The sequence below is a fragment of the Corynebacterium efficiens YS-314 genome, assembly GCF_000011305.1.
GTDB classification, from domain to species: domain Bacteria; phylum Actinomycetota; class Actinomycetes; order Mycobacteriales; family Mycobacteriaceae; genus Corynebacterium; species Corynebacterium efficiens.
Window position 1 is genome coordinate 1,203,567 of the sequence record NC_004369.1, and the last position, 14,254, is coordinate 1,217,820.

Annotated in this window: 16 protein-coding genes; 10 read left to right on the plus strand and 6 right to left on the minus strand. The window is 64.3% G+C overall.

Annotated elements, in window-relative coordinates; translation table 11 throughout:
* The first annotated feature begins 17 nt into the window (after positions 1-17).
* Both CE_RS05815 and CE_RS05820 read left to right on the plus strand, forming a co-directional pair.
* Positions 18-389 carry a DUF2218 domain-containing protein gene (locus tag CE_RS05815; protein WP_006769893.1) on the plus strand — a complete coding sequence of 124 codons (372 nt, stop codon included), beginning with the start codon at positions 18-20 and terminating at the stop codon, positions 387-389.
* A complete protein-coding gene (locus CE_RS05820) occupies positions 382-813 on the plus strand; it encodes an NUDIX hydrolase (protein WP_006769892.1) in 432 nt (143 codons plus the stop codon). The genes CE_RS05815 and CE_RS05820 overlap by 8 nt, the downstream gene beginning before the upstream one ends.
* Here CE_RS05820 and CE_RS05825 read toward each other — a convergent pair.
* The 3 genes from CE_RS05825 to arsC form a co-directional block, all read right to left on the minus strand.
* On the minus strand, positions 790-1,185 hold the full coding sequence (locus CE_RS05825) for a DUF3592 domain-containing protein (protein WP_006769891.1): 396 nt from the start codon (positions 1,183-1,185) through the stop codon (positions 790-792). The two genes, CE_RS05820 and CE_RS05825, sit on opposite strands and share 24 nt — an antisense overlap.
* 48 nt (positions 1,186-1,233) lie before the next feature.
* Complete coding sequence (locus CE_RS05830; RefSeq protein ID WP_006769890.1) at positions 1,234-2,094, minus strand: S1 family peptidase; 861 nt, start codon at positions 2,092-2,094, stop codon at positions 1,234-1,236.
* Positions 2,095-2,171: 77 nt separating this feature from the next.
* Positions 2,172-2,519, minus strand: coding sequence for an arsenate reductase (glutaredoxin) (gene arsC / locus CE_RS05835; RefSeq protein ID WP_006769889.1), 348 nt, complete (start codon positions 2,517-2,519; stop codon positions 2,172-2,174).
* Positions 2,520-2,698: 179 nt separating this feature from the next.
* On the opposite strand from arsC, the gene CE_RS05840 reads away from it, so the two are divergent.
* A complete protein-coding gene (locus CE_RS05840) occupies positions 2,699-3,925 on the plus strand; it encodes a YkvI family membrane protein (RefSeq protein ID WP_006769888.1) in 1,227 nt (408 codons plus the stop codon).
* 484 nt (positions 3,926-4,409) lie between these two features.
* Here CE_RS05840 and CE_RS05845 read toward each other — a convergent pair whose 3' ends face one another.
* Both CE_RS05845 and CE_RS05850 read right to left on the minus strand, forming a co-directional pair.
* Positions 4,410-4,949 carry a DUF402 domain-containing protein gene (locus CE_RS05845; RefSeq protein WP_006769887.1) on the minus strand — a complete coding sequence of 180 codons (540 nt, stop codon included), beginning with the start codon at positions 4,947-4,949 and terminating at the stop codon, positions 4,410-4,412.
* A gap of 7 nt (positions 4,950-4,956) precedes the next feature.
* Positions 4,957-5,676, minus strand: coding sequence for an Rv1157c family protein (locus tag CE_RS05850; RefSeq protein WP_407921251.1), 720 nt, complete (start codon positions 5,674-5,676; stop codon positions 4,957-4,959).
* 516 nt (positions 5,677-6,192) lie between these two features.
* Here CE_RS05850 and typA point away from each other — a divergent pair.
* From typA to CE_RS05885, 7 genes are all read left to right on the plus strand, one after another.
* On the plus strand, positions 6,193-8,106 hold the full coding sequence (typA, locus tag CE_RS05855; RefSeq protein WP_035109854.1) for a translational GTPase TypA: 1,914 nt from the start codon (positions 6,193-6,195) through the stop codon (positions 8,104-8,106).
* Positions 8,107-8,218: 112 nt separating this feature from the next.
* Positions 8,219-9,880, plus strand: coding sequence for an ABC transporter family substrate-binding protein (locus tag CE_RS05860; RefSeq protein WP_006769883.1), 1,662 nt, complete (start codon positions 8,219-8,221; stop codon positions 9,878-9,880).
* A complete protein-coding gene (gene mshB / locus CE_RS05865; protein ID WP_081447260.1) occupies positions 9,867-10,766 on the plus strand; it encodes an N-acetyl-1-D-myo-inositol-2-amino-2-deoxy-alpha-D-glucopyranoside deacetylase in 900 nt (299 codons plus the stop codon). Before CE_RS05860 ends, mshB begins: the two co-directional genes overlap by 14 nt.
* On the plus strand, positions 10,760-11,170 hold the full coding sequence (locus CE_RS05870) for a hypothetical protein (RefSeq protein ID WP_006769881.1): 411 nt from the start codon (positions 10,760-10,762) through the stop codon (positions 11,168-11,170). Before mshB ends, CE_RS05870 begins: the two co-directional genes overlap by 7 nt.
* A 66-nt stretch (positions 11,171-11,236) precedes the next feature.
* Positions 11,237-11,554 (plus strand): ferredoxin, encoded by a 318-nt coding sequence (fdxA, locus tag CE_RS05875; protein WP_006769880.1) that lies wholly within the window; start codon positions 11,237-11,239, stop codon positions 11,552-11,554.
* A gap of 11 nt (positions 11,555-11,565) precedes the next feature.
* A complete protein-coding gene (dapC, locus tag CE_RS05880) occupies positions 11,566-12,678 on the plus strand; it encodes a succinyldiaminopimelate transaminase (protein ID WP_006769879.1) in 1,113 nt (370 codons plus the stop codon).
* Between the two features lie 110 nt (positions 12,679-12,788).
* The gene (locus CE_RS05885) at positions 12,789-13,322 is read left to right on the plus strand and encodes a GtrA family protein (protein WP_006769878.1); all 534 of its coding nucleotides are present in this window, start codon (positions 12,789-12,791) and stop codon (positions 13,320-13,322) included.
* A gap of 8 nt (positions 13,323-13,330) precedes the next feature.
* On the opposite strand, the gene dapD is transcribed toward CE_RS05885, so the two are convergent.
* The gene (dapD, locus tag CE_RS05890; protein ID WP_006769877.1) at positions 13,331-14,254 is read right to left on the minus strand and encodes a 2,3,4,5-tetrahydropyridine-2,6-dicarboxylate N-succinyltransferase; all 924 of its coding nucleotides are present in this window, start codon (positions 14,252-14,254) and stop codon (positions 13,331-13,333) included.

The window sequence follows — 14,254 nt, forward strand, 5'->3', positions numbered from 1 at the left end:
CGCGATACACTTTGCACATGATCGTTACCTCCACAGCACGTGTGTCCACGGACCGTCCCGGCCGTTACGGCAAGCAGCTGACGAGTCACCTCAGTGAGAAACTCACCACCACCTGGGATCCCGAGGCGGGGCGTGGGTCCATCATCCTCAACGGGCAGGGCCCGGATGCCGAGGATGAGCGTTTCGCCTTTGATGGGTGCGCCAGCTGTGACCTGGTGGCGGGCGATGGGGTCCTCCTCCTCCACATCGAGGCCCCCGGGGAACTTGCGGACCGGTTTGAAACCGTCATCGGTTCCCACCTGGTGCGCTTCGGTTCCAAGGACAACCTGCGGGTGGCCTTCCGGCGTGGTGACGGCACCGACGGCAAGGTATTCGACCCCCTTGGCTAGCACGCAGGAAAGCACCCTGCGCATCGTCGCCGCCGTGTTCCGCAACCGGGCCGGTGAGGTGCTCGGTGTCCGGAAGGCTGGCACCTCATCGTTCATGATGCCCGGTGGCAAGATCGAACCGGGAGAGACCAGCCTTCAGGCTGTGGTCCGTGAGATCGCTGAGGAACTGCACCTTGATCTCGACGCGGACCGTCTGCACCACCTCGGCCTGTTCCGCGCCCCGGCGGCCAATGAACCCGGTTTCACCGTCCGGTGTGATGTCTACGTCTGGCCGGATCCACTGAGCGGTCTGCCCACCGTCCACGATGAGATCGTCGAGGCGATATGGGTCCCCGTTACCTCCCGTGCCCCCGAGATCGCGCCCTTGAGCAGGGATGTGGTGTTCCCCCACCTGCGGGCATCAGAACAGCACGAGCATCAGTAGCGGCACGGCCGTGACCACCATGACCGTGCCGATGAGGTAGTTGAAGAACCGCACGGTGGTCTGGGTCTGCGACACCGCCGGCATCACGCTGGTGGGATCCTCCGGGCGGACATACAGGGGAATTGAGTCGCCGACCCGGATGACCGGCTCGGCGCTGGAATCGGGGAACACCCCGTGGATCTCGCGACCGTCAATATCGATGCGGTACAGGGTCAGGTAGCGACCCTCCTCATTCTTTCGGTGTCCGGTGATCACCGCATCATGCAGTTCGGCGTACTTGTGGAACGATCGTTCCCTCAGGGTTGAGCGGACCGCTAGCACCAGACACACCACACCCACGACAAGAACGATGACCAGGAGAAACGGGATCATTGAGTCCTCACCTCAGGGGACAGCGGTTGGCATGGTGGCATCCCGGGGTCAGTGGCTTCCGATCGCCAGGGGTGAGCTTGAATTCTCGTGGAGGATGGGGAGGGAGATGGTCTGGGCAACCGGGATCAGAGGGGGGTGCTGACGCGCATCCACCAGTGGTGAGGTGTGACCCGATACCCGGGGTGTGGGGGCACCGGTGTGGTAGGCGATCCAGTCCAGGTGCTCCGCGACGGGGATGTACCATCCCATCGTCCCGTCCTGGGCGGGTGTGCTGGTCGAGGTTGACATACTGAGGATGCCCGCGACCTGCCCGTTGACCCACAGGGCACCACCGGAATCACCGGGCAGGAGGCGTCCGTTGCGGATGGGGGCCTCGAGCAGGATCATGCTGGGGAAAGGACCGGGGAGGTTGATGATCCGGCGCTCGATGGTGGTGTCGGCCTGTTGCGCCACCGGGTAGGGATTGGATTTCCAGCCACCCCAGCCGGTCACCGTCGCAGGAGCACCCGGGTGCTGGTGTGCCCCGGACAGGCCCGCGATGGGGGTGGGAACGGGTGAGGAGAGACGAACGACCGCGAGGTCCACGGAGGGATGGCGGCGCACCTCGGCAATACCACGTTTGGGACCTGTCAGAAGTGATGGTCCGACGATGGCGCTACCGGGCACCGTCGTCTCCGGTATGCAGTGGCGGGCGGTGAGCACCCATTCCGGGGTGATCAGCACACCGGAGCATCCCGCGGTACCCATCTGAAGGTGGACCAGGGAGGCGCCACGGATATCGGCCTGGACGGGATAGCCACCGGTGATCGCATACGCGGGAGAGGCGGTGAGAGACACACCCGTGAGGAGGACAGCAACCACCAGGGCCGCTGACACCACGGCCGTTCTCACTCTTCTGATGACTGTCATGCTCCTGAGCCTAATGTGAATCGATCGCGGAAAGATGCGGGAAGATCCGGAAAGATCCGGTGGGTAGTTGGGGGATTTTACAGAATCTCATCAATCACATTAATCGATGGGCGGGCGATCCGCGCACCTTTTCCGGTGACCACGATGGGGCGTTCCAGGAGGCGGGGGTGGGCAACCACCGCATCCAGCAGTTCGTCCTCGGGGGTGTCCTCGGACAGGCCCAGTTCCGTGTACTCCGTCTCCTTGGTGCGGATTCCCTGGTGCACCGGGATCCCCATCCGGTCGAACAGTGCCCGCAGCTCCTCCTTGGTGGGGGTGTCCTTGAGATATTCGATGATGGTGGGGCTGAGACCATCCTCGCGCAGATACTCCAGTGTCTTCCGGGAGGTGGAACAGCGTGGATTGTGATAGATCGTGACATCCATGGCAGTCAGCCTACCGTCCAGCACATGGGGTGGAGCGGAACATGCGCGGGCGGGCATGGATCCGGTGGGGTCATGGCCCATGCCACACCCGGCCGGGTCTAAGGTGTACGTCATACTTATCAGGCGGTGGGAAACCGGTCGGAATCAGCCGTGGGAGATAACCGGGAGGTGGTCGGAAGATGATCGGACAGATCATAAAGGTGGCCCTGGCGTTCGTGGGCATCATCATCGGGGCGGGGTTCGCCTCCGGGCAGGAGGTGATGCAGTACTTTGTCGCCTTCGGGATCAACGGGCTCTGGGGTGCGGTGATCTCCGCGGTGGTGATGACCGTGATGGCGTTGATCATCCTGCAGCTGGGCAGTTATTTCCGCGCCGGTGAGCACGGGGAGGTGTTCCGCCGGGTCAGTCATCCGGTGTTCTCCCGCCTTCTCGATGCCGGTGTGGTGCTGACCCTGTTCTCCACCGGTGTGGTGATGTTCGCCGGTGCCGGGGCGAACCTCAATCAGCAGTGGGGTCTGCCACTCGGGGTGGGTGCCTTCATCATGGTGGTGCTCGTGCTGGCCGCCGGCATGCTGGATGTGGACAAGGTGACCACCGTGATCGGGGCGATCACCCCGTTCATCCTCGTGTTCATCACCATCGCATCCGTGTACACGGTCATCTCCGGTGACTTCTCCGGCGTCGACCAGCTCAACCGTGCCTCGGGGGAGGTGTCCACCACGCTGCCGAACTGGTTTGTGGCCGGGGTGAACTACACCTCCTTCAACCTCATGGTCGCGGTGTCCATGGCGGTGGTCATCGGCGGGAACATGTTCAATCCCCGCGTGGCTGGTCGCGGCGGGGTGGTCGGTGGCCTGATCTACGGTGTCCTGCTCATTGTCAGCGCCGTCACCCTGTTCCTGACCGTGGAGACCATCGGTGGCGATGACGTGCCGATGCTGAGCATCATCAATGAACTCAACCCGGTCCTGGGGCAGGTGATGGCGGTGGTGATCTACGGAATGATCTTCAACACCGCCCTGGGTATGTTCTACGCCCTGGGGAGACGCCTGACGGCCACCAGTCCCGGGCGGTTCCGGCCGGTCTACGTGGTGGCGGTGCTGGTGGGCTTCGTGCTCAGTTTCGTCGGTTTCCGCGAACTCGTCGGCTATGTGTACCCGGTGCTGGGATACATGGGCCTGCTGCTGATCGCGGTGATGCTGGTGGCGTGGGTGCGCGCCCGGGTGCGTATCTACCGTGAGTCTGAACGCCGCATGCGGATCGTTGATCTCCTGCAGATCGGTCATACCGGAAGTCTGAGCAGCCAGGAGGCCGCGGCCCTGGACCGGGAGATCGCGGAGTCCAACCTGGATGAGCACCAGATCCGCTCCGCGGTGGGTGGCTCCGGGGGAGCAGCGACGGACTAGGTCCTGACAGCATCCGATGATGCCTTTTGTTAACGTTTGGGACAGTCGCAGCGTTAGAAGTCTTGTATGGCGGTTAACCTGTAGATCGCAGTGGTTGCACAGCCATGACGGCGGCCGACAGATTGTCGGTTTGAAACAATTTCCTAAGGACGGTCAACAATGAACATCGTTGAGCAGATCATCTTCTTCATCAACACCATTCTCGGTTATGGCCTGCACGCTGGTTCCTCAGCGTCCAGCAACCTGTCCCACACCATCGGCCTGTTCTAGGTCCACGCTGCCCCCAGGGCAGCGCCTCACACGCCCGTATCTGCACCGTTGTCGGTGTGGATGCGGGTTTTTGGTGTGCATGGAGGTGTTCACCGTGTCGGCTGTAGGCAGCCGTGGACACGGGTGGGGGAGCAGCGCGCGTCGACAGGCGCCCATGCGTGCGCAGGGACCATCGATGCCCCCTGTTCGGGACACCGGGCCCGGGGGAGGGCGGCTACTCTGCGGGGACGAGCTGCACCTGGCTGGCATCAGCCCAGGTCAGTTCGATGCCCCGGGAGCGCAGCCACTCCATCGGGTCATCACCGTGGCGGGTGATGCCCTCCACGGCGTTGAGGGTCGCGTCGATGGCACGTTCGGCGTCCTCAGCGGAGATCAGGCCTGCTGAGGTGGCGGCGGCGAGTTCGTCGATGTCCCTGACTGTGATGGGCTCACCGCACACGGAGATCAGGTCGACGTAGAGATCACGGGCGGTCCACACGCCGTTCTCGACGTTGATCTCGGCGATGTCGATGTAGTAGTCCTGGCGTTCATCCACCCCCTCGCGGAAGTGGAAGATGTTGGCGCGCAGCCCCAGTTCGGGTAGCAGCCAGCTCTCCAGATACCCGAACCTCGGGTGATCGGCCCCACGTGCCATGTAGAGACCGAAATCGGTCACCGTGAAGGTGTCAACCTCGCGGAGGAACCCCTTCGGGTCGGTGTTGACGCGTCCGGAGGTGTCGAAGGTCTCCTGTTTGACGGGGTGAAGATCAGTCATGGTTTTCCTATCTCACATCGAATACGACCGCGGTGGGGGCGAACACGCAGTTCGCCCCGCCGTTGTCGGTGGCCGTGGTGAGACCACCACTGAGCACTGCGACGATGAGGCCGCGGCCGGTGTTGGCTACACCTGAAATCGTGGAGGGGCCATCCGGGTTGATGCCGGTGTTGCCCAGGACAGTGGTTCCATGCGTGAGGTTGCTCAGGTTCGCCCACTGGACCTGCATGCGGGTGTTCTGCTGGTCTGCGAGCGGTCCGGTTCCCAGTGCGGTGAACACGAACGCGGACTGTCCGGCAGCAACGCCGGGCAGGGGGAGTGCTGCGGGTCCGGGAACGGCGAAGGCACTGCCCACGGAGGCTGAGGTGCCACCGATGCAGTTCTCGGCCCGGGTCGGCCAGGCGAACTGGGCGATATCGGGTGCGTTCTCGGGGATCTCCACGTCGCCGCCCTCGCCATCACCGGAGACGAACCCCAGGGCCTGGGTGACGATGTTCCGGATCTCCTGCGGTACCCACGGTTGGTTGACCGCGTCCATGATCTGCTGTCGGGCTGCCTCGGTGGGGCGGCCCAGATGATCAACGGGGAGTGTGCTGGAGAGGTTGGTGGCGATGTCGTTGGAGAGGTTGTACAGATCCTCGGCCGGGTTGGCCGATGCCGCGGGGGCTCCCGCAAGTGATGACGCGACAAGGGTGCCGGCCACCGCCAGGGAGGTCAGTCGTTTGATGCCTTTACCTGGTGCGAAACGCTTGGTCACGTGTGCCACGATGCTGTACTTGCCTTTCGACGACGGGGAAACCCTGGATTGTGTTACCGGAGGAGCAGGTGGACAACGCCGAAATTAACAACATCAGTCACACCTGTCTCTCCTGTCACAATAATCGCAGAAGGATCACTGTCAATACGATTCATATATTCCACAGACCGCTTGGAGGCTGCCTGTGGATCCCGGGGCGGGGTGTGAAAACGCATGGTGTGCGTCTCCACCGCCTCGTTATCTACTGTGTCGGTGCGTGATGCCGATTCGTTACAAAGAGGGGGTGGGGTGGTTTTTCGTCGAAAAGCATCCGGGAAACCGCATGCCAGACGGGTAGCGGCATCCTCCGGCTCCCCCATGAATCCGGACTTGTGCGCGCACGGGTGGTTGCGAGTAGACTGCTAGCGTTCTATAACAAGGGACAACGGCACGGCAGTAGCTGCGCCCGCGTCCTCCATATCTTTATCCGGCAGGAGAATGCCCCCAGTGACCCATCCAGAGTTTCGTAACGTCGCGATCGTCGCGCACGTTGACCACGGAAAGACCACACTCGTTAATGCCATGCTCGAACAGTCCGGCGTGTTCGGCGATCACGGCGAAGTTGCTGACCGTGTGATGGATTCCGGTGATCTGGAACGCGAGAAGGGCATCACCATCCTGGCCAAGAACACCGCCATCCGACGCAAGGGCGCCGGCAAGGACGGCAATGACCTGGTCATCAACGTCATCGACACCCCCGGCCACGCCGATTTCGGTGGCGAGGTCGAGCGCGCACTGTCCATGGTCGACGGTGTCGTCCTGCTGGTGGATGCCTCCGAAGGTCCGCTGCCCCAGACCCGCTTCGTGCTGTCCAAGGCACTGGCCGCCAAGATGCCGGTGATCATCGCCGTCAACAAGACCGACCGCCCCGATGCCCGCATCGACGAGGTCGTCGAGGAAGCCCAGGATCTCCTCCTCGAGCTGGCCTCCGCCATCGAGGACGAGGAGGCCGCAGCCGCCGCCGAGCAGCTGCTCGACCTCCCGGTCCTGTACACCTCCGGCCGTGAGGGCAAGGCCTCCACCGAGAACCCCGGCAACGGCAACGTCCCGGCCTCCCCGGATCTGCAGCCCCTGTTCGACACCCTGCTCAAGGTCATCCCCGCCCCCGAGGCCAACATCGATGCACCCCTGCAGGCACATGTGACCAACCTGGACTCCTCGTCCTTCCTCGGCCGCATCGGCCTGGTGCGCATCCACGCCGGTTCCCTGAAGAAGGGCCAGCAGGTTGCCTGGATCCACTATGACGAGGAGGGCAACCAGCACACCAAGACCGCCAAGATCGCCGAGCTGCTGTCCACCGTCGGCTTCTCCCGTGTCCCCGCACAGGAGGTCATCGCCGGTGACATCGCGGCCATCTCCGGCATCGAGGACATCATGATCGGTGACACCCTCGCCGACGTGAACAACCCCGTCGCCCTGCCCCGGATCACCGTTGATGAGCCTGCCCTGTCCATGACCATCGGTGTCAACACCTCGCCCATGGCCGGTCGTGGTGGCGGCGACAAGCTGACCGCCCGCGTGATCAAGGCCCGCCTGGATCAGGAACTGATCGGTAACGTCTCCCTCAAGGTCAAGCCGACGGATCGCCCCGACACCTGGGAGGTCCAGGGTCGTGGTGAGATGGCACTGTCCATCCTGGTTGAGACCATGCGCCGCGAGGGCTTCGAACTGACCGTGGGCAAGCCACAGGTGGTCACCCAGACCATCGACGGCAAGCTGCACGAGCCCTATGAGATCATCGTCATCGATGTCCCCTCCGAGTACCAGGGCAACGTCACCCAGCTGCTGGCCACCCGCAAGGGCCTGATGCAGTCGATGACCACCACCCCGGGATCCGACTGGATCCGCATGGAGTTCCGTGTTCCCTCCCGTGGCCTCATCGGTTTCCGCACCCAGTTCATGACCGAGACCCGCGGTACCGGTATCGCCAACTCCTACTCCGATGGCCTGGATGTCTGGGCCGGTGAGATCAAGGGCCGTGCCCACGGCTCCCTGGTCGCCGACCGTTCCGGTCAGATCACCGCCTACGCCCTGCAGCAGCTGGCTGACCGCGGCAACTTCTTCGTCGAGCCGGGTACCGAGACCTACGAGGGTGTCGTGGTTGGTTCCAACAACCGCGAAGAGGACATGGACATCAACCCGACCAAGGAGAAGAAGCTGACCAACATGCGTGCAGCTTCCGCCGACACCACCGTCACCCTGGCCAAGGCCCACAACCTCTCCCTGGATGAGGCACTGGAGTTCTGTGGTGTCGACGAGTGCGTCGAGGTCACCCCGGATGTCCTGCGCGTGCGCAAGGTCATCCTCAACGCCACCGAGCGTAACCGTGCACGTTCCCGCGCCAAGAGCCTGAACAAGTAGGGTTCCCGCCCGCACCGGAAAGGGCGCATACAGTTTCCGGCGACAGGCCTGCTGAGCACCACTCAGCGGGCCTGTTCTGTCTGCCCGGGTGCGCACAGTAGGATGAACAACCGTGAATAAGAGCCCCCGTCGTGCCACCCTGCCAGGCTGGTCGATCCTGCTGACCGGGTCACTGCTGGCCGGGTCCCTGGTCGCCTGCCAGGCCAACCCCGGTCCGGCACCGGTGGAGGAGGCCCCACCCGTCACAGCGGAGAGCACCGAAACCCCGGCCGAAACCACCACGGACACCACCGAACCACCCGCCGCCGGCACCGCCGACGACCCGATCACCACCGGCAGATCTCAGGTCAACATCGGCATCGACCCACTGCGCAACGGTTTCAACCCCCATCTGCTGGCCGATGACTCCACCCTCGTCCAAGACATCGCCGCGCTGGTGCTGCCGAGCACGTTTGTGGGCAACCTCATGAACACGGATCTGCTCGAGGACGTGGCCACGGTGGAGCCCCCCTCACCGGCCATCGCCCAGACCGTGCGGTACACCCTCCGCCAGGAGGCGCAGTGGAGTGACGGCACCCCGATCACGGGCTCGGATTTCGCCTATCTGCACCGTTCCATCGTGGAGACCCCGGGTACCTTCAACCGGGCGGGTTATGAGGCGATCACCGCGATCCGAACCTCCGGTGGCGGCAAGGTTGTGGAGGTTGATTTCTCCAGCCCGGTGGCCGACTGGCAGCAGCTGTTCAACAACCTGCTGCCCAGCCACCTGATCCAGGGCGTGTCCGATGGTTTCCGCACCGGACTTTATGACGCCATCCCCGCGGCCGCGGGCCGTTATATGGTGCGTTCCATCGACCGGCAGCGTGGCATGGTCACGCTCGCCCGCAATGACCGTTTCTGGGGTGCCAATCCCGCCACAGTCGAATTGTTGAGCTTCCATGATGCCCGGTCAACCTCCCGCGCCGGGGAATTCCTCCGCACCGGGCAGAGCGTGTTCATGAACCTGCGGCCCACCGAGACCCTCGTGGACACCTTCCGGCTCGTCCCCGGTGTGGAGGTGCGCACCTCGGACACCGATCGTGCGCTGAGGGTGGTGCTCAACACCGCGTCCCCGGCCCTGGCCACGCCCGCGCGCCGTGCCGGGGTGTTGGAGCTTGTCGACGTCCCCCTCACCGCCCGGCTGGCCACCGGCCGTTCCGCCACCCTCAGTATCGCCCCGGACACCGACTACCGCGTGGACGGGCAGACCGGGGCTCAGGAGGAACTGCGGGAGCTCACGACCACCTCCCCGCTGCGTTTTGCCATCGATCCCGCCGATGATCAGGCGGTCGCCGCCGGCAGGGTACTCGTCGACCAGCTGGCCGCCGCCGGTATCCGCGCGGTGACGGTTTCCACCGACCTCGACTCCATGCTGGGCGGTGGCGTGGGTGGAGGTCTGGCCACCGGTGAGTATGACGGTGTGATCCTGCGCAGCAGGGAGGCGCAGGATCCCCTGGCCCTGGCGGACACCTACGGCTGTGAGCTCTCCCTGAGCGGCTGGTGTGATGAGCAGACCGAGGATTACCTGGCGCAGCTGATGGCCGGTGACATCACCTTCGACCCGGAGTGGGGGAGGCGCCTCAATGAGGAACAGGCTCTATATCTGCCGATCGTGACCGAGACCCGTGTGGAGGCCCGGACCCCGGGTATCGTGGGTCCGACGGGGGATCCCTCGGCCTGGCCGGGTGGCATCGCGAGCGCAGCGAACTGGAGGAAGAATGATATTGCACAATGACCTGTCTGGACTGCGGGTGGTGGCGGTTCACGCCCACCCCGATGATGAGGCGATCACCACCGGCGGGGCGCTCCACCACCTGGCCACCCGGGGTGCTGATGTCACCGTGGTCACCTGCACGCTGGGGGAGCAGGGTGAGGTGATCGGTGAGACCTGGCAGCAGCTGGTCAACGGTGACGCCGATCAGCTCGGTGGTTTCCGCATCCATGAACTGCTGTCCTCACTGCGGATCCTCGGGGCGTCGGGGTGTTTCCTCGGCGGTGCGGGGCGGTGGCGGGATTCCGGCATGGTCGGTGATCCTGCGAATGACCACCCCCGCTCCTTCGTCCGGTCGGGGGACCAGGCAGAGGAGCAGCTCGTGGAGATCTTCACCATGCTGCGCCCCCACCTGGTGATCACCTACGGCCCCGACGGCGGGTACGGGCACCCGGACCATATCCGGGCCCATGAGATCACCCACGGCGCCGCCGGGCGCGTGGAAGGCATCCAGCGCATCCTGTGGGCGGTGACGGGACGCACCGACCTGCAGGCCGGACTGGATGCCATCAGTGCCGTACCGACGGGCTGGCGTGCCGCAGGCGATGATGAGCTGGCCTGCCAGGACCGGGTGGACTTCGCACTCGAACTGGATGACCGCGCCTATCACGCGAAGGTGGAGTCCATGCGGGCCCACGCCACCCAGCTGTGGATCGCCGATGGCGGCGTGAGTGACACCAACCCGCACGCGGCCTTCGCCGAGGTCACCGACCGTGCCGCTGCGCCGGTGGTCTTCGCCCTGAGCAATCTCATCGCCCAGCCGGTCATGCGCCGTGAGCACTACCAGCTGGGTGCGGGCACCGCCTTCCCGGCCGATGCCCAGGGCCCCGCCGACGGACTCCAGTGGTAGTTCCCGTGGAACGTAACCGGAGTTTCATTCACCGCGGTCTGTCCCGGGGCGAGGTGATCGGGGGCATTTTCTGGCTCGGTCTCGGTGCGCTGATCTCCCTGCTGCTCGAGGTGGTCTACCTCGGCACGTGGATCACGCTGCCCGGTGGGGCGGCCATGGCGTTTCCGTACACCATCGTCATCGCCTTCTTCTTCAATATGGTTCTGACCAGGACATCTCTGCTGTGGACCGACAATAAACCGGTGGCGGCGATCCCCCTGTTCACGTGGCTGCTCGGATTTGCCGTCCTGTTGATCTGGCCGCTGGCGGTCGGGGATCAGCTCCTGGGGTCCAACATGCGCTCGGTGTTGTTGCTCGTTGCCGGTATAGCGGGGGGGATTTGGCCCCTGGTGCGGGGAGCGTAGCATAATGAAGCCACACGGTTTGTCGTGTCCACCCATTGATTACAAGCCAGGAGTTTTCGAGTACCAATGACCTACACAATCGCACAGCCCTGCGTTGACGTCTTGGACCGTGCCTGCGTTGAAGAGTGCCCGGTCGACTGCATCTACGAGGGCAAGCGCATGCTCTACATCCACCCCGATGAGTGTGTCGACTGTGGTGCCTGCGAGCCGGCCTGCCCTGTTGAGGCGATCTTCTACGAGGACGATGTCCCAGACGAGTGGATTGACTACAACGAGGCCAACGCCGCGTTCTTCGATGATCTCGGATCCCCTGGTGGGGCGGCCAAGCTGGGCCCACAGGATTTCGATCACCCCCTTATCGCGGCACTGCCCCCACAGGCCTAATCTGTACATTCATGACCCGTACACCCCGCACCCCGTTAGCCACCATCCTCCCGGACTTCCCCTGGGACTCACTCGCCACCGCCAAGGCACGGGCGGGTGAGCATCCGGATGGCATTGTGAACCTGTCGGTGGGCACCCCGGTCGACCCGGTGGCCCCCGGCATCCAGATCGCACTGTCGGAGGCCGCGGGGTTCTCCGGTTACCCACAGACCATCGGCACCCCCGAACTGCGGTCCGCGATCCGGGCCGCGCTGGAGCGCCGCTACGGCATGACCGGGCTTGTCGACGCCTCCGTCATCCCCGTCGTGGGCACCAAGGAGGCCATCGCCCTGCTGCCGTTCATGCTGGGTCTGGCCGGACACACCGTGGTCATCCCGGAGATCGCCTACCCGACCTATGAGGTCTCGGCCGTGGCCGCCGGGGCCCGGGTGCTGCGCTCGGATTCCCTGCTCAAACTGGGGCCCGAGGTGCCGTCGATGATGTTCCTCAATTCTCCCTCCAACCCCACCGGCAAGGTGCTGGGTGTGGAACACCTGCGCAAGGTGGTCGGATGGGCCCGGGACAATGACGTCATCATCGCCGCCGACGAGTGTTACCTGGGCCTGGGCTGGGATGACGACAATGAGCCCCTCTCCATCCTGGATCCCCGCGTCTGCGATGGTGACCACACCAACCTGCTGGCCATCCATTCGCTGTCCAAGACCTCCAACATGGCCTCCTACCGTGCCGGTTATATCGTCGGTGATACGGCCCTGGTGGGGGAACTGACCGAGGCACGCAAGAACCTCGGCCTCATGGTGCCCTACGCGATCCAGCAGGCCATGATCGCCGCGTTGAACGATGATGAGCAGGAGGCGGGGCAGAAGCTGATCTACGCCCGTCGTCGCGCCACCCTGATGAAGGCGCTGCTGGGGGCGGGGTTCCGCATCGATGATTCCGAGGCCGGCCTGTACCTGTGGGCCACCCGTGATGAACCGTGCCGGGACACCGTGGACTGGTTCGCCGAGCGGGGCATCCTGGTCGCCCCCGGGGATTTCTATGGCCCACGTGGTACCCACCATGTCCGGGTCGCCATGACGGAGACCGACGAGCGTATCAACGCCGCCGCCGCCCGTCTCGCCTGAGTGGTTTCCTGATCTCCCCGACGGGGGACTAGGCTTGAATTTCTCAAATTGAAATTTTTGACAGGGGAAGAGGCGCGTTGAGTTCCGAGAAGAGTGGGTGGGGCACACGCGTGCACGCAACCAGCCGCCAGTTCATCAAATTCGGGCTGGTGGGCGGGTCCGGCACCATCGTCAACCTCGCTGTCGCGGCGTTGTCCAAGAAGATCGCCGGATGGACCGCGGGTATCTCGGAGCATGACCCCTTCATGAACCTGCTGGGTACCGATTTCCACATCCGCTGGTATCACGTGTTCATGACCATCGCCTTCCTGGTGGCCAATATCTGGAACTACCAGCTCAACCGCACGTGGACCTTCAAGATGATCAACATGCGCTCCTGGTGGCGTGGTTTCTTCCCCTTCCTGGCCACCGGACTGGTGGCCTTCGTGGTCAGCCAGGTGGTCACCACCCTGCTGATGAACCCCACCTCACCACTGGCGTTGTCCTCCGAGATCTTCGATGACTCCACCGGCCTGCGCACCAAGTTCTACTGGGCGCTGACGATCTCCATCCTGATTTCCATGCCGGTCAACTTCATCGTCAACAAGTACTGGGCGTTCCGGAAACCGAAGACGATTGTGGTCCAGGAGGTCGCACCCCACTAGGCAGGCGCTCAGTTGGCGTGGAGTGCGGTATTGAGGGCGACCACGCTGGTGTTGGGTACCGCCTCCACCGCGCCGGTGGTGGAGTTGCGCCGGAAGACCAGGCCGCTGCGCCCGGCGAGGGTGTGCGCCTTGACGGTCGCGCCGTCGATAAGCACCTTCGTGCCGGCGGTGATGTAGAGCCCGGCCTCGATGATGCAGTCATCGCCCAGGGGGATGCCGCAGCCGGAGTTCGCGCCCAGCAGGCAGCGCTGCCCGAGGCTGATGACGTGTTCTCCGCCGCCGGAGAGGGTGCCCATGATGGAGGCGCCCCCGCCGACATCCGTGCCGTCGCCGACGGTCACACCCGCGGAGATGCGCCCCTCGACCATGGAATGGCCGAGTGTGCCGGCGTTGAAGTTGATGAAGCCCTCGTGCATGACGGTGGTGCCCTCCGCGAGGTGGGCGCCGAGACGGACACGGTCGGCGTCACCGATGCGCACCCCCGAGGGCAGGACATAGTCGACCATGCGGGGGAATTTATCCACCGAGTACACCGTCACCTGGCCCCGGCGGGACAGCCGCGCGCGGGTCAGGTCGAAGCCCTCCACGGCGCAGGGCCCGAAATTGGTCCACACCACATTCTGCAGCAGGCCGAAGATGCCCTCCAGATTCAGGCCATGGGGCTTGACCAGCCGGTGGGAGAGCAGATGCAGCCGCAGCCACGCATCGGCGGTGTCGGCGGGTGGGGCATCGAGATCAGCGATCCGGGTGTGGATGACGGTGCGGGTGACTCTACGGTCGGGGTCCTCGCCGGCCAGGGGATCCAGCAGGGGATCGGTGGCCGTGGTGGTCTGGTCCCCGGCCGCGCCCAGGGTGGGGGCCGGGTACCAGACATCGAGGATGTCGCCGGTGGGTGTTGTGGTGGCAATTCCGGTTGCGGAAGCTGAAGTCAT